At 35.9% G+C, this 18,366-nt stretch carries 18 protein-coding genes; all 18 read left to right on the top strand.

All coding sequences use genetic code 11. The annotated features are described in order from the left end of the window. Nucleotides 1–25: 25 nt before the first annotated feature. Nucleotides 26–1,036, top strand: coding sequence for an SDR family NAD(P)-dependent oxidoreductase (locus tag BW721_RS05845; RefSeq protein ID WP_076767011.1), 1,011 nt, complete (start codon nt 26–28; stop codon nt 1,034–1,036). 12 nt (nt 1,037–1,048) lie between these two features. Continuing rightward, entirely contained in the window at nt 1,049–1,924 is an 876-nt protein-coding gene (gene rfbA / locus BW721_RS05840) for a glucose-1-phosphate thymidylyltransferase RfbA (protein WP_076767008.1), read from the top strand. 12 nt (nt 1,925–1,936) lie between these two features. After that, a complete protein-coding gene (rfbC, locus tag BW721_RS05835) occupies nt 1,937–2,503 on the top strand; it encodes a dTDP-4-dehydrorhamnose 3,5-epimerase (protein WP_076767006.1) in 567 nt (188 codons plus the stop codon). A gap of 1 nt (nt 2,504) precedes the next feature. Next, nucleotides 2,505–3,530: a dTDP-glucose 4,6-dehydratase gene (gene rfbB, locus BW721_RS05830; RefSeq protein ID WP_076767004.1), complete on the top strand. Its 1,026-nt coding sequence runs from the start codon at nt 2,505–2,507 to the stop codon at nt 3,528–3,530. A 41-nt stretch (nt 3,531–3,571) separates the two neighbouring features. After that, the gene (gene rfbD, locus BW721_RS05825) at nt 3,572–4,408 is read left to right on the top strand and encodes a dTDP-4-dehydrorhamnose reductase (protein WP_076767002.1); all 837 of its coding nucleotides are present in this window, start codon (nt 3,572–3,574) and stop codon (nt 4,406–4,408) included. A 4-nt stretch (nt 4,409–4,412) separates the two neighbouring features. Beyond that, complete coding sequence (locus BW721_RS05820) at nt 4,413–5,612, top strand: GHMP family kinase ATP-binding protein (RefSeq protein ID WP_076767000.1); 1,200 nt, start codon at nt 4,413–4,415, stop codon at nt 5,610–5,612. A 1-nt stretch (nt 5,613) separates the two neighbouring features. Beyond that, complete coding sequence (locus BW721_RS05815; protein WP_076766997.1) at nt 5,614–6,348, top strand: nucleotidyltransferase family protein; 735 nt, start codon at nt 5,614–5,616, stop codon at nt 6,346–6,348. A gap of 158 nt (nt 6,349–6,506) precedes the next feature. After that, nucleotides 6,507–7,589, top strand: a complete 1,083-nt coding sequence (locus BW721_RS05810; RefSeq protein ID WP_076766995.1) for an LCP family glycopolymer transferase — start codon at nt 6,507–6,509, stop codon at nt 7,587–7,589. Nucleotides 7,590–7,600: 11 nt separating this feature from the next. Beyond that, a complete protein-coding gene (locus tag BW721_RS05805; protein WP_083686798.1) occupies nt 7,601–8,569 on the top strand; it encodes an LCP family glycopolymer transferase in 969 nt (322 codons plus the stop codon). A 23-nt stretch (nt 8,570–8,592) separates the two neighbouring features. Further along, nucleotides 8,593–9,606 carry a UDP-glucose 4-epimerase GalE gene (galE, locus tag BW721_RS05800; RefSeq protein ID WP_076766993.1) on the top strand — a complete coding sequence of 338 codons (1,014 nt, stop codon included), beginning with the start codon at nt 8,593–8,595 and terminating at the stop codon, nt 9,604–9,606. 107 nt (nt 9,607–9,713) lie between these two features. Further along, nucleotides 9,714–10,592, top strand: a complete 879-nt coding sequence (galU, locus tag BW721_RS05795) for a UTP--glucose-1-phosphate uridylyltransferase GalU (RefSeq protein WP_076766991.1) — start codon at nt 9,714–9,716, stop codon at nt 10,590–10,592. A gap of 21 nt (nt 10,593–10,613) precedes the next feature. Next, nucleotides 10,614–11,780 (top strand): nucleotide sugar dehydrogenase, encoded by a 1,167-nt coding sequence (locus tag BW721_RS05790; protein WP_076766990.1) that lies wholly within the window; start codon nt 10,614–10,616, stop codon nt 11,778–11,780. Between the two features lie 119 nt (nt 11,781–11,899). Beyond that, nucleotides 11,900–12,880, top strand: coding sequence for a DPM/DPG synthase family glycosyltransferase (locus BW721_RS05785; protein ID WP_076766987.1), 981 nt, complete (start codon nt 11,900–11,902; stop codon nt 12,878–12,880). A 115-nt stretch (nt 12,881–12,995) separates the two neighbouring features. Continuing rightward, complete coding sequence (locus BW721_RS05780; RefSeq protein WP_156892197.1) at nt 12,996–14,087, top strand: hypothetical protein; 1,092 nt, start codon at nt 12,996–12,998, stop codon at nt 14,085–14,087. Between the two features lie 326 nt (nt 14,088–14,413). Further along, nucleotides 14,414–15,205 (top strand): glycosyltransferase family A protein, encoded by a 792-nt coding sequence (locus BW721_RS05775; protein WP_076766983.1) that lies wholly within the window; start codon nt 14,414–14,416, stop codon nt 15,203–15,205. 19 nt (nt 15,206–15,224) lie between these two features. Beyond that, on the top strand, nt 15,225–15,977 hold the full coding sequence (locus BW721_RS05770) for a glycosyltransferase family 2 protein (RefSeq protein ID WP_076766981.1): 753 nt from the start codon (nt 15,225–15,227) through the stop codon (nt 15,975–15,977). 14 nt (nt 15,978–15,991) lie between these two features. Beyond that, on the top strand, nt 15,992–16,864 hold the full coding sequence (locus BW721_RS05765) for a glycosyltransferase (protein ID WP_076766979.1): 873 nt from the start codon (nt 15,992–15,994) through the stop codon (nt 16,862–16,864). Between the two features lie 56 nt (nt 16,865–16,920). After that, entirely contained in the window at nt 16,921–18,339 is a 1,419-nt protein-coding gene (locus tag BW721_RS05760) for a hypothetical protein (RefSeq protein WP_076766977.1), read from the top strand. Nucleotides 18,340–18,366 lie beyond the last annotated feature (27 nt).

Raw genomic sequence — 18,366 nt, 5'->3', positions numbered from 1 at the left:
TTTTAAAAAGATAGGAGCAAGAATAATGAAAAAGATTTTAGTAACAGGAGCTGCAGGTTTTGTGGGTTCCTATTTAAGTAAAGCCTTGTTAAGTAATGGGATGACCGTAATCGGATTAGATAATTTAAATGACTATTATGATCCAGCACTAAAAAATGAGCGACTAAAAACATTGCTGCCAGAAGAAAATTTTACTTTTATTAAAGGTGATATTTCAGATAAAGACTTCATTATGTCCCTATTTGAGACAGAAAAGTTTGATGTTGTTGTTAACTTAGCCGCACAAGCAGGGGTACGCTATTCTATTGAGAACCCCGATGCGTACATCCAATCGAATATTATTGGTTTCTACAATATATTAGAAGCTTGTCGTCACTATCCAGTTGACCACTTAATTTATGCATCATCGAGCTCAGTTTACGGATCGAATAAAAAAGTACCCTTTGAAGAAACTGACTTTGTTGATCATCCAGTATCTTTATATGCCTCAACAAAAAAATCAAATGAATTAATGGCTCATACCTATAGCCATCTTTACAATATTCCAGCTACTGGACTGCGTTTCTTCACGGTATATGGTCCAATGGGCCGTCCAGATATGGCCTACTTTGGATTTACGGACCGTTACTTTAATAACCAAGCGATTAGCATTTTTAATAATGGTGACTTTGATAATGACTTGTATCGTGATTTTACTTACATTGATGACATTGTAACGGGGATTGTTAAATTAATTCCACATGCACCAGAGAAATCAGAAGATAAAGTGGCTCATGAAGTTTACAACATTGGGAACAACAATCCTGAAAAATTAATGGTCTTTATTCATGCCTTAGAAGCAGCTTTAACGAATGCATTAGGCAGAGAGGTTGAATTTGATAAGATTTTTGAACCGATTAAAGCAGGTGATGTACCAGCAACCTATGCCTCAACAGATAAATTGCAAGCAGCAATTGGCTTTAAACCACAAACATCGATTCAAGATGGACTTCAAAAATTCGCAGATTGGTATGTCGCATACTATAACAAAAAATAGGAGGAAAATGAAATGAAGGGAATTATATTAGCTGGCGGTAGTGGGACACGCTTATACCCATTAACAAAGGCTGTTTCAAAACAATTAATGCCAATATACGATAAACCAATGATTTACTATCCGATGTCAATCTTAATGTTGGCGGGAATTAAAGATATTTTAATCATTTCAACACCGACTGATACACCGAGATTTGAACAACTATTTGGTAATGGAAACGAATTAGGATTAAACATTGAATACAAAGTTCAAGAAAGTCCAGATGGTTTGGCACAAGCCTTTATCATTGGAGAAGAATTTATTGGAGACGACTCAGTCTGCTTGATTCTGGGTGATAATATTTATTATGGTAGTGGTCTTTCAACAATGCTACAACGAAATGCAACAAAAGAAAAAGGCGCAACGGTATTCGGTTACCATGTTAACGATCCGGAACGATTTGGTGTGGTTGAATTTGATGATGACATGCGCGCTGTTTCAATTGAAGAGAAACCAGAACAACCGAAGAGTAACTATGCTGTTACAGGCTTATATTTTTACGATAACGATGTTGTAGAAATTGCTAAAAATATCAAGCCCTCCGAGCGTGGCGAGTTAGAAATCACGGATGTCAATAAGGTTTACCTTGAACGTGGTGATTTAGACGTCGAAATTATGGGCCGTGGTTTTGCGTGGTTGGATACGGGTACACATGAATCTCTATTGGAAGCTGCTCTTTACATTGAAACGATTGAGAAACGTCAAAATCTTAAAGTTGCTTGCCTAGAAGAGATTGCTTATCGCATGGGGTATATTAATCGGGAACAATTAATTGAATTAGCACAAGAACTAAAGAAAAATGAGTATGGTCAATATTTATTGCGTCTTGCTGACCAGCCATTATCTTAAGGAGATGACAGTTTGAAGGTAATAAATACAAATTTACAAGATGTTAAAATGATTGAACCCGCAGTCTTTGGTGATCACCGAGGCTTTTTTACAGAAAGTTATTCAGCAAAAACCTTTGTTGATGCTGGGATTACACATGAGTTTATTCAAGATAATCATTCCTTATCCGTTGAACCAGGTGTCTTGCGTGGCATGCATTTTCAAACACCAGATAAGGCGCAAACAAAATTAGTACGTGCAACAACAGGTGTCATCTACGATGTCCTTGTGGATATTCGTGTCGGTTCGCCAACCTATGGCAAATGGGAAGGTTACATTCTAAGTGAATATAATCACCGCCAGCTACTTGTTCCAAAAGGATTTGCGCATGGCTTTATGACACTAACACCAAACTGTAATGTCCAATATAAAGTTGATGAGTATTATTCAAAAGAACATGATGGTGGGATTGCTTTTGATGACCCAGCGGTTGGGATTGTTTGGCCAATGCCAATTGATAAATTAGTATTATCAGATAAAGATAAAAACCATCCTACCTTAGCTGAGTTTGATAATCCATTTGTTTGGGAGGAGAAATAACATGAATATTATTGTAACAGGGGGAGCAGGATTTATTGGTAGTAACTTTGTTCATTACGTTGCTGATAACCATCCAGAAGCTACCATCACTGTATTAGATAAATTAACGTATGCTGGAAACGAAGCTAATTTAGCGGGTCTACCAAAAGACCGTGTAGAATTGGTTGTTGGCGATATTGCTGATGCTGAATTAGTTGATCAATTAGTCAAAGATGCTGATGCAGTTGTTCACTATGCAGCAGAGTCACACAATGATAACTCGTTGAAAGACCCCTATCCGTTTGTACAGACTAACTTGATTGGAACTTATGTTTTGATTGAAGCATGTCGTAAATATGATGTCCGTTACCATCATGTGTCAACTGATGAAGTATATGGCGACTTGCCACTACGTGAAGACTTACCGGGTCATGGTGAAGGTCCAGGAGAGAAATTTACAGCTGACACACCTTATAATCCGTCAAGTCCTTACTCATCCACAAAAGCTGGTTCTGACTTGTTAGTCAAAGCTTGGGTGCGTTCATTTGGTCTGAAGGCAACGATTTCAAATTGCTCTAACAATTACGGGCCATACCAACATATTGAAAAATTTATCCCGCGCCAAATCACAAATATCCTATCAGGTATTCGTCCTAAACTATATGGCGAAGGTAAGAATGTTCGTGACTGGATTCATACGAATGATCATTCTTCTGCAGTTTGGGAAATTCTGATAAATGGTAACATTGGTGAGACCTATTTAATTGGTTCAGACGGTGAGAAAAATAATAAAGAAGTTCTGGAGTTAATCTTAACCTTAATGGACCAACCGAAAGATGCTTACGACCATGTTCAAGATCGAGCTGGACATGATTTACGCTATGCTATTGATTCTACAAAATTGAACGAAGAACTAGGCTGGCAGCCAGAGTTTACTAATTTTGAAGAAGGTCTTAAAGCAACGATTGATTGGTATCGTCATAATCAAGCGTGGTGGCAAGCAGAAAAAGCTGCAGTCGAAGCGAAATATGCAGAAAATAATCAATAAAAGATAGGGTATCCTATCTTTTTCTGTTAGGAGAGAAGAAAATGATTTTAATAACAGGTGGAAATGGTCAATTAGGAACAGAATTAAGAAAGCTACTTGATGAAAACGGGCAAGCTTATGTCTCAACAGACTACAAAGATTTAGATATTACCAATAAAGAAGCAGTTGATCGTTATATTAGTGAGTTGAAGCCAACGGTTATTTATCATTGTGCAGCTTATACAGCTGTTGATAAAGCGGAAGATGAAGGGAAAGCGGCCAACGAAGCTGTTAATGTTCTTGGAACGAAACATGTCGCCGAAGCTGCAGAAGCAAACGGAGCCATCCTATATTACATTAGTACGGACTATATTTTCGATGGGACATCAGATGAAGAATATACAGTTGATGCTATTCCTAATCCTAAAAATGAGTATGGACGTGCCAAATTAGAGGGCGAAAAACTGGTTCAAGCAATTTGTAGCAACTACTACATTGTGCGCACGTCTTGGGTATTTGGAGAGTTTGGACCTAACTTTGTTTATACCATGAAACGATTAGCAGAATCCTACCCTAAATTAACGGTAGTAGCTGATCAAATTGGCCGACCAACTTGGACACGAACATTAGCAGAATTTTTAGTTCATCTTTCTGAAACAAAAGCGGCATATGGTATTTATCATTTATCGAATGATGATAGCTGTTCATGGCATGAATTTGCGTCTGAGATTTTAAAAGACACAGCTGTTGAGGTAGCACCCGTCACATCAGAAGAATACCCACAGAAAGCTTACCGTCCACGTCACTCAGTAATGGATTTGAGTGAAGCTAAGGAAACTGGTTTTGAAATACCTAGCTGGAAAGAAGCATTGCAGAACTTTTTAATTAGTGTGAGGTGATAGTATGAACGAACTCATTAAAGCATTCAAGTTGCGTTACAAAGAGACTGATATCCGAGCGGTTAAATCACCACTTCGCATTTGCCCAATCGGTGCACATTCGGACCATCAGGGTGGCTTAGTAACTGGTATGACCTTAGATGCTAGTGTTGATATGGTTTATTCACCGACTGAAGATGGTTATGTGCGTATCGAAAGTATGGACTTCCCTGATAAAGAGTTGTTCCACGTCACTCATGACTCTGAATATATTCCCGGTTTTTGGGGAACATATATCCGTGGTGCAGTGATGGCTCTACGTCAAGATTATGTCCTTAAAAAAGGCATTAATGCCATTGTTAGTGGTAAACTCCCCATTGGTGGACTTAGTTCATCAGCTGCAGTGACGACAGCTTATTTGATGGCACTATGTGACGCAAATGATATTGATGTTTCAAAGTTAGACTTAATTCAATATAGCCACTGGGTTGAAACGCAATTTATCGGTCTGAAAAATGGTATTTTAGACCAATCCGCAAATATATTAAGTATGGATAATCAATTATTAGTGATGGATTGCTTATCAAACGAACATCAGCTCGTTTCAAAAGGCAAAGCAATGCCAGACTTTGAAGTTGTTGTTGTCTATTCAGGTATTTCCAAACAACTGATTTCGACTGACTTTAATAATCGTACCGATGAATTGCGTGTAGCTGGCTGGTTGCTTCAAGAAGCGAAAGGTGAAGGCTACACGCCAGCTTTAGAAGACGTTAAATTACGTCAGATTTCATCTAAGATTTACGATGAGTTTAATGAACAGCTACCCGAACGCTTCCGGAAACGTGCAGCTCATTATTATACCGAACAGGCTCGTGTTGAAAAAGGGGCTCAAGCTTGGGCTGAAGGTGACTTACATACATTTGGTCAACTAATGTTTGAATCGGGTGAGAGTTCGTTCTATCAGTATGAATCTGGTATTCCTGAAATGAAATCAATCTTCTATATTTTAAAAGATTGCCCAGGCGTCTATGGCGCACGTCCTAGTGGGGCGGGTTACCGAGGAGCTGTTATTGGTCTGATTGATCCAGCTTATAAAGAACAAATTAAAGCGAAAATTGATGAGATCTATCCTGCTCGCCATCCAGAATACAAGGATAGCTATGCGGTCAACTTTTGTAAGACTGCAGATGGTGCCCATTTAATAAACGATTTGGTGGTGGAATAAAATGAAAGTTGTTATTTTAGCGGCAGGCTATGCCACACGCTTGTATCCTTTAACGGAGAATCAACCAAAACCACTACTAAAAGTAGCTGGTAAAAGTATCTTAGACCATGCAATGGAAAAGGTTGACCGTGTTAAAGAGATTGATGAAGTGATTATTGTGACTAATGATAAATTTGCTGGTCATTTTGAAGAATGGAAAAAAACAGCGGACTATTCAAAGTTGTTGACTGTGGTTAATGATGGCACATTAACAAACGACACACGACTAGGCGCTATTGGTGACATTCAGTATGTGATTGATCAACTAAAGATTGATGATGATTTAATGATTATCGCAGGAGATAATTTATTTGAATTTGAATTAGTAGATTTTGCAACCTTCTTCTACAACAAAGATTCTGATTGCATCACCACTTATCATGAAGCTAATGAGGCGCAGTTAAAACGCGCAGGTGTGATTGAAATTGATGATGAGAGTCGCGTATTATCCTTTGAAGAGAAGCCAGAACAGCCAAAATCTTCATTCTGTGTACCTGCTTTTTATCTTTATCGAAAAGATACATTGCCTTTCTTCCAAAAATACCTAGAAGAAGGCAATAATCCAGATGCGCCAGGGCATTTTGTACCGTATTTAATTAAACATAAAGCCGTTCACGCTTTCCAATTCCAAGGCAAACGTTATGATATTGGAACGCTTGAAAGTTATGAAGCAGTTCAAAAAATCTTTGAAAAATAACACAATAGATAGGTTTGTCTGAAAAGACGAGCCTATTTTTTACGATTCTGTTAAATCGTTCACTTTAGACTTTTGTTATTCTCACAATTCGCTTATACTATTGATTAGTATTATCAATCGTTAGGCCTATTTTAAGGCGAAAAGAGGAAGAAAACAAAATGAGCACAAGTCGTAAAGACATTCATAGAAAAAAAAGAAGAAATAAACGAATTATATTTACTAGTATTGCATTATTTTTTCTCATTTATACAGTTGGCTGGGTGATGTTCAATCAGGTCAACTCAACAATTGGAAATCTATTTAATGATATTAGTATTAAGGATAAACGTGATGGTAGTGACGTTGTAATTAATGCAACTCAACCAATTTCATTTGCTCTTTTAGGAGTAGATAATGGTGTGGCTGATCGTTTGGATACAGTGGGAAGATCTGATGCGATTATAATAGGTACTATTAATCCTAATACAAATAAAACAACTTTAGTTAGTATACCGAGAGATACATACGCTATTATGGAAGGCTATGAAACGTATGAAGGAGAGCTCTTCTACGATAAAATAACCCATGCTTATGCATTTGGAGAAGCTGAGATGGCTATAAACTCGATACAGGAACTTATAAATATTCCGATTGATTACTATGTAGAAGTTAATATGCAAGGTCTGATGGATATTGTCAATGCGCTAGAAGGAATCGAAGTTGAGAGCCCATTAACTTTTGACTACCAAGGATTTTCTTTCGTAGAGGGAGAGACACACCTTATGGGTGGGCACGAAACGTTGGCTTTTTCTAGGATGAGAAAAGACGACCCAGAAGGAGATTTTGGAAGACAAAAAAGAGAAAAATTAGTAATAGAAGCTATTATAAGTAAAGTACTAAGTTTTGATACAATTACTAATTATCAAAATATTTTAAAGACCATGGAAGATAACGTGAAAATGAATGTATCATTTAAACAACTATCTGACTTTTTGATAGGTTACAGAAAAGCATTGGGTAATATCACGCAAGATAAGCTAATTGGAGAAGAGTTATGGTTGGATGAGATTTACTATCTCTATGTTAATCCAGATGAACGATTGAAAATATCCAATACTTTAAGAAATGAACTTGAGTTAGATGAAATTGATGTCGAGGATTTAGAATTATCAGATATTGATAAGAACTATTTAGATACCTACTATTATGACAGCTATTATAGTGAAGACGACTATGTTGAAGATTACCAATATAATGAATAGGATGTGCAAAAATGGCAGAAGAAAGACGGTATCGGTCAAAGAAAAAAAAGAAAAAGAGAACAGGACTTAAAATTGTTTTATTTTTATTATTAGTCGCACTTATTGCTGTAGGAGGATTTGCATTTAATGTTTTTAGACATTTAAATAATGCGACAGATGATATTTATACACCTATTGCTGAAGAAGAAGTGGATGATATTCGTGGGAGTGCGGTCACTTTAAGTAGTAAAGAACCAATATCTATTTTACTGTTAGGCGTTGATTCAGGAGACTTAGGTCGTACTGAACAAGGCCGTTCGGATTCAATTATGGTCGCAACCGTTAACCCAACAACAAAAAAAACAACACTGATGAGTATTCCACGTGACACCTACGCTGAAATTGTCGGATATGGGACTTGGGATAAAATTAACCACGCCTATGCCTTTGGTGGAACAGGTATGTCAATTAACTCCATTCAAAATTTCTTAAATATACCAATTGACTATTATGTAACGGTTAATATGGCTGGGATTCAAGAAATTGTAAATGCAGTTGGCGGCGTTGATGTTGTTAGTCCACTTACATTTACACAAGATGGCTATACCTTCTATGAGAGCCAAGTTAACCACATGGATGGTGAGGCTGCCCTGGCATTTGCTCGTATGCGCTATGCAGATTTAGATGGTGACATGGGACGTCAAAGACGTCAGCAATTAATCATTGAAGGCGTTATTGATAAAGTGATTAGCCCATCAACTTTGTTTAATTACCAAGATATTTTAGGGTCATTGTCGAATAATATTCAAACAAATTTCCAATCATCAGATTACTTGAAGTTACAGAGTAACGACTATCTTGCGGCAGCGAGAAATATTCAATCTGAGCAATTATCAGGTAGCGGTGGTACATTATCAGACGGTATTTGGTACTACTTTGTTCCGGATGAAGAATTATACCGAATTCAAACTTTATTACGTACTGAGTTAGAACTAGAATAAGTTAACAAAGGATGAGTGATAAGATGGCAGTTTTAGTAACAGGTGGCGCAGGTTATATCGGAAGCCACACAGTAGTCGAATTATTAAATAATAATTATGAGGTTGTCATTGTTGATAACTATTCAAATAGTAAACCAGAGGTGTTAAATCGAATTAAAACCATTACTGGTAAAGATTTTACCTTCTATGAAGCAGACTTATTAGACAAACCAGCTTTAGAAGCTATATTTGAAAAAGAAACCATTGATTCAGTCATTCATTTCGCAGGTTATAAGGCAGTCGGTGAGTCAGTTGCGATGCCGATTAATTATTACCACAATAATATTACTGGTACATTAATGTTATTAGAAGTCATGAAGGAAAATAATGTAAAGAAAATTGTTTTTAGTTCATCTGCAACAGTTTACGGTATGAATAACGTGTCGCCATTAACTGAAGATATGCCTACTAGCGCAACAAACCCTTATGGCTATACAAAAGTGATGATTGAACAAATTCTTCAAGATGTTCATATATCTGATAACGAATGGGATATGGCACTCTTACGTTACTTCAATCCAATTGGTGCTCATGAATCAGGTTTAATTGGAGAAGATCCATCAGGAATTCCAAATAACTTAATGCCTTACATTACTCAAGTAGCTGTAGGCAAACGACCACAATTAAGTGTCTTTGGTAACGATTATGATACACCAGACGGCACAGGTGTCCGTGATTATATCCATGTTGTGGACTTAGCTAAGGGTCACTTAAAAGCCCTAGAAAGTTTTGATAAGTTACCAGGTGTTGGTATTTACAACCTAGGTACAGGTGTTGGTTACAGCGTTCTTGACTTGGTTCATAACTTTGAAAAGGCAAACGACCTTGCTATTCCTTATACAATTGCGGAGCGTCGCCCTGGTGATATCGGAACCTGTTATGCAGATGCGTCTCGTGCGTCAGAGTTGTTAAACTGGCAAACAGAAAAAGATTTGGAAGACATGTGCCGTGATTCTTGGAACTGGCAAAAAAATAATCCAAATGGGTATGACATCTAAATGAAAGCAGAGACCTCTAAGTAATGTTAAAGATTACTCAGAGGTCTTTTTCATTTAGATAAACATTTGGTATAATAAGAAGGATAATAATTGAAAGAGGGGTCAGCATGCAAAAAATAAGAAAAGCTGTCATTCCTGCTGCAGGATTAGGAACACGATTTTTACCAGCGACAAAGGCAATGGCTAAGGAAATGATGCCAGTTGTTGATACACCAAGTATCCAATTTGTAGTTGAAGAAGCGCTAAAAAGTGGTATTGAAGAAATTCTGATTATTACGGGAAAAGGAAAAAACGCCATTGAAGATCACTTCGATGCAAATATTTCCTTAGAAAACAACCTAATCGAAAAAGGCAAAGACGACCTATTGAAAAAAGTGCAGTCTACGACTATTCCATCTATTCATTATGTTCGTCAAGCTTATCCAAAAGGACTAGGAGATGCAATCTTACAAGCACGTCCCTTTGTAGGAGATGAACCATTCGTTGTTCTATTAGGCGATGATATTATGCCTAACGACCAACCATTAACTAAAACATTAATGGACTTATCTGAGCAATATGCTAAGGGCATTGTGGCGACAATCCAAATACCAAAAGAAAAATCAGATCGTTTTGGTATCATTGATATTAAAGATGAAATTGAACCACATCTTTTCAGCACAAACCACCTTGTGGAAAAACCATTACCCGAGCAAGCACCAAGTACACTGGGCATTGTTGGACGCTATGTTTTACCCGCTGAAATCTTTACGATTCTTGAAAATCAAGAACCCGATCAAGGTGGCGAAATTCAATTAACAGATGCGTTGGAAACCTTGAACAAGCAAAACGCATTGTTGGCATATAAATACATGGGCACTCGTTATGATGTTGGCGATAAATATGGCATGCTTGTTGCTAATATTGAGATTGGGTTAAACCATGCGGAAACGTCAGATAAAATGAAAGAGCATATTATAGAGCTAGCAAAAACATTAAAAAAATAGACGAAAGAAGTGTATGGGAAAATGAATATTACCGTAGTAGGAACAGGATATGTTGGATTATCCAATGCGATTCTTCTAGCGCAACATAATAAAGTCGTTGCCTTAGATGTTGTGGAAGAAAAAGTAAACATGATTAACAATAAGCAATCACCGATTGCTGACAAAGAAATTGAAGAATACTTAGCAACGAAAGAATTAGATTTATTAGCGACTACTGATAAGGAAGAAGCTTACCGCAATGCTGAATTTGTTGTTATTGCGACACCAACTAATTATGATGACAAGAAAAACTTCTTTGATACGTCAACGGTTGAAACGGTTATTGAAGATGTATTAGAGTTAAAACCAGATGCAACCATGTTTATCAAATCAACGGTGCCTGTTGGTTATGTCACTGAAATGAAAGAAAAGTATCAAACAAATAATATTATCTTCTCACCTGAGTTTTTGCGTGAAGGAAAAGCACTCTATGATAATCTTTACCCATCACGTATTATCGTAGGAGAAGTTTCAGAAACAGCTCAACAGTTTGCGGATTTATTAGTTGAAGGTGCTGTAAAAAAAGATATTCCAGTTAAATTAATGGCATCAACAGAAGCAGAAGCGGTTAAACTGTTTGCTAATACATACTTAGCTGTTCGAGTTGCTTACTTTAATGAATTAGATACATATGCAGAAGTTAGAGGATTAGATACCAAGTCAATTATCGAAGGTGTTGGACTTGATCCACGTATCGGAACGCATTATAATAACCCATCATTCGGTTATGGGGGCTATTGCCTGCCAAAAGATACCAAACAACTATTAGCTAACTACGATGATGTACCAAACAACTTGATTCAAGCTGTTGTCGATTCAAACCGCACACGTAAAGATCACATTGCTGATATGGTCTTGAAAAAGAATCCAAGTGTCGTTGGTATTTATCGTTTAACAATGAAATCTGGGTCAGATAACTTCCGTTCATCATCCATTCAAGGAATCATGAAACGAATCAAAGCAAAAGGAATTGAAGTCGTTGTGTATGAACCAGCACTGAAGGAAGAGACTTTCTTCAAGTCACGTGTCATTCGTGACTTAGAAGAATTCAAACAATTATCAGATGTAATTGTTTCGAACCGTAATGAGAAAGATTTGGAAGACGTTATTGAGAAAGTTTACACACGGGATTTATTCCATGAGAACTAATCGTTATATTTTATGTTTAGAAAACTAGTGAATCACCATGTGTATAGCTTCTTGATACTTAAAGAGAAAATTCATTTATCTCTTAATTAGAACTTACTACTTTTATTCTGGAGGATGAAATGGAACAAAAAAGAATTGCGGTTTTGATACCGTGTTACAATGAGGAGCAAACAATTTCGAAAGTAATATGTGACTTCAAGCAGGTATTTCCACAGGCTACTATCTATGTATACGATAATAATTCAACGGATCGGACTGCTGAAATAGCCCGTCAAGAAGGTGCTGTTGTTCGTTATGAGAAGAAGCAGGGAAAAGGGAACGTTATTCGCAGCATGTTTCAGGATATTACGGCGGACTGCTATGTGATGATAGATGGAGATGATACTTATCCGGCTGAATTTGCTCCTGAAATGGCGGAAAAAATCCTGAATGGAGAAGCCGAAATGGTGGTAGGAGATCGCCTTTCTTCAACCTACTTTCAAGAGAATAAGCGTCCCTTTCACAATATAGGGAATGTCGTGGTTAGAGGTCTTATCAATATGCTCTTTAAGAATAATGTGAAGGATATCATGACAGGTTACCGTGCTTTCAGTTTCAATTTTGTAAAGACTTTCCCGGTTATCTCTGAAGGCTTTGAAATCGAGACGGAAATGACTATTCATGCTTTAGATAAGAAGCTCCATATTGAAAATGTTATAATTGAATACCGCGATCGACCTGAAGGCAGTGAATCGAAACTGGATACCTACTCGGACGGTTTTAAGGTGTTAAGAACTATCGGAAGATTATTCAAAAATTATAAACCATTTTTTTTCTTTATCACACTTTCTATCATGATGCTGATTATCGGTCTGTTCTTTTTCGTACCTGTGTTTTTGGAATATCTAGAGACAGGACTGGTCCTACGCTTTCCTACTTTAATCGTTTCAGGCTTCATTATGTTGACAGCTATCCTTTCCTTTTTTGCGGGCTTGATTTTGGATGTCATTAACCATAATCAGCGTCTTCAATTTGAAGTTCGATTGAATGAAATGGCTCTCCTGAAACAAATATATGACAGAAAGGATCGGTTAGTAGAAAATGAGACTGCAACTCCATAATATAAAAAAATACTTGCTGATTTTTCTTTCTTTGATTGTTTTTTACTTGGTATCGCTGTTTATCGTCTATAGCTTGCCTAATGAAACGATTCAAAGGAATTATGAAGACAGTCTGATGATTATTGAACGAGAAGGAGATTACCCGTTGGTTTCTTTTGGTGGAACCACTGCGGCAAGGCTCGATAATTTCACTGATCGCGTAATGCTTCAAGGTACAATCAAAGATGAAAAAGTTAGCATCTTGAAAGCCAGTCATAATGTCAGAAATTATCCTCGCTATTGGCATGGTTATCAACTATTTTTGCGTCCCTTGTTGCTGGTGATGGGGTATGCCAATATCCGTTATATCAATATGTTCTTTATACTGACCTTACTTATTCTGGCTTTCAGCGATATTAAAAAGAGATTGGGCACGCTAGATGCATTTTCCTTTCTCTTGTCCATGGCCATGATTTATGTAGTAATTTTTCCAATGTCTATGCAGTTCACTACATCTTTTGCTGTAGCCATGCTGGCTATATTAGGAGTAGGTCAGTTAGCGAAGCACCAACGCATGGAGGAGCTGGGATATCTTTTCTTCATCTCTGGCTCAGTGGTTAACTTTGTCGACTTTCTTACGTATCCATTAATCACATTAGGTCTTCCATTAGTGTATTCTATACTTTTGAAAAATAAGTATGAAAAGGATGCTCGTTTGAGCAACAACCTCCAATTAGTCATATCGTCTTCTTTTATATGGGGAATTGCTTATGCGTTCACTTGGGTTTCTAAATGGATTCTTTCTTCATTGATTCTCCAAAAAAATGTATTAGGGGATGCGATAGGGCAGGCAGCTTTTCGGACTACAGGAAGCAGCGAGACAGTTGAGGTATCTGCTTTACGTGCACTGCAGGATAATTTTGAGTTAATGTTTGCAGGTCCTGGCTTCAAACTGGCATTAGTGTTTTTTTTGTTTTGGTTAATTACGTGGTTATTCTTCCATAAACCTTTGAAAGAATCAGGAAAGTATGTGCCGCTGCTTCTCATTTCCGTCTTTCCTTACTTCTGGTATATTGTGCTAGCAAACCACTCTGTCTTTCATTATTGGTTTACTTATCGAAATCAAGCTGTTACTGTATTTGCTATACTAAGTTTTCTTGTGGCATTGATTGATCTTGAAAAATTAAAAAACTTTCTACTTTACCATAGGAAAATCAGTTCTCGCTAGTGTTTCGAATCATCTTTTAATTAAATTTAGGCACAGGAAAGGTTTAAAAACATTCCTGTGCCTTTTATGTTTTTAAAGATTCTTATAGGAAAGGTTTGTCAGTATTTTTTCTTCAAGAAAAGTTTGTTATAATGGAACGAAATGGGTTGTGAAGAAAAGGAATTGTCCCAATCGGGACTTGGCAGGTCTGAAAACTACATCCGTTAATATATACTAAAGTGTTTTCATTACTTCTAAGCTTTTTTTCATATTATATTTTTGCTATAATAGCGTGGGTTGTTATAAAAAATTATAATTTATAGATAACAGATTAAGTGAGGGTAAAAATGTCTACTATTCAAGTGCTAATATCTACGATGCAGCAAGATTCAAAAGATTTTTCTTTAGCAAAAAAAATGAATATACAAAGTGACGCAATTATCATCAACCAAGCCAATGAAATAGCTTATTATCAAAAAAAAAATAGTATTAATAATACTTTACAAATGTTTTCTTTTGCTGAAAGAGGAGTAGGGCTAAGTCGTAATAACGCCCTAATGCGCGCTAAAGCTGATATTTGCATGATGGCAGATGATGATATGGTCTATGTTGATAATTATGAGGAAATTGTGAAATCTACTTACCAAAAATATCCAGACGCTGATTTTATCGTATTTAATGTGCGAGTGCATTATACGGATCGAACAGAAGAAAGAGTAAAAAAGAATGGTCGCGTACATTATTGGAATAGTTTAAGATATGGGACAGTTACTTTTACATTTAAGAGAGAGAGCGTGCAAAAGAAAAACTTGAGTTTCTCTTTATTGTTCGGAGGAGGAGCAAAGTATAGTTCTGGAGAAGATACATTATTCTTATGGTCCTCATTAAAAAAAGGCTTAAAAGTCTATTCAGAAAAAACGGTTATTGCGGATGTTTATAATTACGAATCTAGTTGGTTCGAGGGCTATAACGAGAAATTCTATAGAGATAAAGGAGCACTTTTCAAAGCTATGGAACCGAAGCTTTATCCCTTGTTAAATTTGCAATTAGCATTACGAAAAAGAAACGAGTATCAGACAAATAAAAGCATAACAGATATATTAAGAATTATGCATCAAGGATCACGAGAAATGCAATAAAATAGAACGGAGAAATACAATGACAGAAGAATTGGTATCAATTGTTACCCCTGTCTTTAATGCAGAAAAATACATTGCTGATACAATTCAATCAGTACTTAATCAGACTTATGAAAATATCGAGCTGCTACTTGTGGATGATTGTTCAAGAGATTTAAGTAGAGAAATCATTGAAAGTCTAGCAATAAATGATAGCAGAATAAGGTATATTCGTTTACAAGAAAATTCTGGTGCAGCCGTAGCTAGAAATACGGGAATAAAAAATGCGAAAGGTCGTTATATTGCTTTTATCGATAGTGACGATATGTGGAAAGCTGATAAATTAAAGAAACAGTTGACTTTTATGCAGGAAAATGATTATCCTTTTACCTACACTTCTTATGAGACGATTACGGAAGAAGGACATTTGAAAAAGGGGACAGTAAATGTTCCTGAAAAAATTTCTTATACCGGGTTATTGAAAAATACTGCGATTGCTTGCTCAACTGTGTTAATTGATCGAGAAATTATAGGAGATTTTAGAATGCCGCTTGTTCGGAAAGGACAAGATACAGCTACATGGCTTCTGTTATTAAGAAATATCCCTTATGCATATGGATTAAATGAAGTACTTACTTCCTATCGTAAGGTACCCGGTTCAATATCTAGCAACAAGGTTGATGCTTTGAAAAGAACATGGAATACATATTACAGGTTGGAAAAATTACCATTTCCTAAAGCAGCTTACTATTTTTCTTGGTATGTTTGGAATGCTTTACGTAAAAGGATATAAGGAAAGGATTAACAATGACTCATACAAGTTGTATTATACTTAATTACAATGATGCAGATACTACGTTACAGTTGGTAAATGAAATAAGAAACTACTCTATGTTAAATTCTATTATAGTAGTTGACAATCACTCTACTAATCAGTCATATGAGAGTTTTCTGAAAGTAGCAGACGAGAAAGTTAAAGTAATCCAAACTTCAAACAATGGTGGATACGGATTTGGAAACAATGAAGGAATTCGATATGCCTATAAAAATTTAAATGCGGATTATGTATTAGTGGCTAATCCAGATGTGCATTTTACTAATGAATGTGTTAAAGGCATGGTGGTTTTTTTAAAAGAGAATTTGGAAACAGCTATTTGTGCGCCTAAAGCTCTTAAGCCTTCCGGGGAAAAGCAAAATTTGATAGCTTGGAAGCTTCAGAATAAATGGGATTATGCATTTTCGGCAAGTATGTTTTATTTAAAATTTTTAAGTAATAAATTTTATAAAGAGAGTTATTTGGAGAATAAGGACTGGGTAGGAGTGGATGTGGTGCCGGGTTCCTTACTAATGATTAATGCACATTATATGATGAAATATGGAATGTATGATGAAGCTAATTTTCTTTATTCTGAAGAAGAAATGCTTGCTATTAAATTTAGGAAAGCAAATCTGAAAACAGTTTTGTTATTAAACGAAACCTATATACATGAGCATTCAGTTAGCATTTCTAAATCATTCCCTTCAGAAATAAATAAGAAGAAAATGAATTTAAATAGCCGATTATTTGTACTTAACAAGTACTATAATGCTTCATCAGGTCAGAAAAAATGGTTTAAGAGAATTGCTAAACTTGCCCTCATTGAGAACAAGCTAATATTTAAAATTAAAGGGTATAATTAAGAAAGGACGATACATTTTGAAATTAGGAGCAATGATAGCTAAGTATGAGGGATGTTATGAATAAAAATTCTGCTTTCTTCAAATTCTTCGCCAATTTTTCTTATACTTTTATCGCCAATATCTTCCAAATGGTAGTCTCTGCAATCGTCACTTTAGTACTACCAAGATATTATAATGTAGAAGTATATAGCTATTGGCAACTTTACTTACTCTACTATTCTTATATAGGGATTTTCCATCTAGGATGGAGTGATGGAATTTACCTCCGATATGCAGGAAAACGGTATGAAGAGTTAGATAAGCGTTTGTTTTCATCACAGTTTTGGTATTTAGTAATCATGTATCTTTTTCTTTCAATGGGGATTTACACATTAATCGCAGCTTTTTTTTCGATTCAATTCAATTTACAGATACTGATATATGTTTTTATAGCTGGTCTATTTGTAGTCCCTAGAACGACACTTTTTTATATCCTGCAGGGAACGAATCGAATCTCAGATTTTGCCAAAATGAATATTCTGGAGAAATTAGCTTTTGTTTCTTTGCTATTAATCTTTTTCTTTTTGGGGATTCGTACCTTACAAAGTGTAATCTTCGCTGATTTATTAGGAAAACTTTTTTCTCTATTAGGAACCGTATATTTAACAAAGGACATCGTTTTTTCTAAACTTGAATCTTTTTCGATTAGTATAAAAGATGCATTTAGTAATATGAATGCTGGTATTAAGCTAATGATTGCGAATATAGCAAGCACCTTGATAATTGGGATTATTCGATTTTCAATTGAACGGAACTGGGGATTAGAGGTGTTCGGAAAGATTTCTTTGACGCTTACAATATCAAATCTGCTAATGGTTTTTATTAATTCATTAGGAATTGTGATATTTCCTATGTTGAAGAGAATTTCTGAGGACAAGCTAAAACCACTTTATATCGCGATAAGGAATTTGCTCATGCTACCTTTGTTGGGTATACTGGTATTCTATTATCCAATGCAGATTATACTTTCATTGTGGCTGCCTCAATATGCTGAATCTCTGAGGTATATGGCGCTATTATTTCCGTTGGTAGTATTTGAAAGTAAGACATCTTTACTAATCAACACGTATTTAAAAGCTCTAAGAAAAGAAAAAATTATGCTGTATAACAATGTTATGACGGTACTCTTAAGTTTTTTACTTTCCTATTTAACAATACAAATATGGAATAGTCTCACTCTTACAATACTATTGATTGTGTTTTTGCTAGCTTTTCGTGCTATTATTGCGGAGGCCTATATTGGAAAAATTCTTAGAATCAATGTATTTAAGGACATAGTTCTTGAAGTACTATTATCAGTATTGTTCATGTTTACTAATTGGAATATCGGTGGTATTCAGGGAGTACTATTGTACTCAGTTGCTTATATTATTTATGTTCTTTTAAAGAAAGACTCAATAAAAAAATCATTAGAATCAATTAAATCATTAAAATGATAATGTGGTTTGACAACAAAAAGAAGA

The organism is Jeotgalibaca sp. PTS2502, assembly GCF_001975685.1.
Classification (GTDB): Bacteria; Bacillota; Bacilli; order Lactobacillales; family Aerococcaceae; genus Jeotgalibaca; species Jeotgalibaca arthritidis.
This window is presented reverse-complemented; position numbering and strand designations above follow the sequence as displayed.

Coding starts and splice junctions, on each gene's coding strand:
- rfbA (WP_076767008.1), top strand. CDS start 1,049: ATGAAGGGAATTATATTAGCTGGCGGTAGTGGGACACGCTTATACCCA.
- rfbB (WP_076767004.1), top strand. CDS start 2,505: ATGAATATTATTGTAACAGGGGGAGCAGGATTTATTGGTAGTAACTTT.
- galE (WP_076766993.1), top strand. CDS start 8,593: ATGGCAGTTTTAGTAACAGGTGGCGCAGGTTATATCGGAAGCCACACA.
- BW721_RS05790 (WP_076766990.1), top strand. CDS start 10,614: ATGAATATTACCGTAGTAGGAACAGGATATGTTGGATTATCCAATGCG.
- BW721_RS05805 (WP_083686798.1), top strand. CDS start 7,601: ATGGCAGAAGAAAGACGGTATCGGTCAAAGAAAAAAAAGAAAAAGAGA.
- BW721_RS05815 (WP_076766997.1), top strand. CDS start 5,614: ATGAAAGTTGTTATTTTAGCGGCAGGCTATGCCACACGCTTGTATCCT.
- BW721_RS05785 (WP_076766987.1), top strand. CDS start 11,900: ATGGAACAAAAAAGAATTGCGGTTTTGATACCGTGTTACAATGAGGAG.
- BW721_RS05770 (WP_076766981.1), top strand. CDS start 15,225: ATGACAGAAGAATTGGTATCAATTGTTACCCCTGTCTTTAATGCAGAA.
- BW721_RS05810 (WP_076766995.1), top strand. CDS start 6,507: ATGAGCACAAGTCGTAAAGACATTCATAGAAAAAAAAGAAGAAATAAA.
- BW721_RS05820 (WP_076767000.1), top strand. CDS start 4,413: ATGAACGAACTCATTAAAGCATTCAAGTTGCGTTACAAAGAGACTGAT.
- BW721_RS05780 (WP_156892197.1), top strand. CDS start 12,996: ATGATTATTGAACGAGAAGGAGATTACCCGTTGGTTTCTTTTGGTGGA.
- BW721_RS05845 (WP_076767011.1), top strand. CDS start 26: ATGAAAAAGATTTTAGTAACAGGAGCTGCAGGTTTTGTGGGTTCCTAT.
- BW721_RS05775 (WP_076766983.1), top strand. CDS start 14,414: ATGTCTACTATTCAAGTGCTAATATCTACGATGCAGCAAGATTCAAAA.
- BW721_RS05765 (WP_076766979.1), top strand. CDS start 15,992: ATGACTCATACAAGTTGTATTATACTTAATTACAATGATGCAGATACT.
- rfbD (WP_076767002.1), top strand. CDS start 3,572: ATGATTTTAATAACAGGTGGAAATGGTCAATTAGGAACAGAATTAAGA.
- BW721_RS05760 (WP_076766977.1), top strand. CDS start 16,921: ATGAATAAAAATTCTGCTTTCTTCAAATTCTTCGCCAATTTTTCTTAT.
- galU (WP_076766991.1), top strand. CDS start 9,714: ATGCAAAAAATAAGAAAAGCTGTCATTCCTGCTGCAGGATTAGGAACA.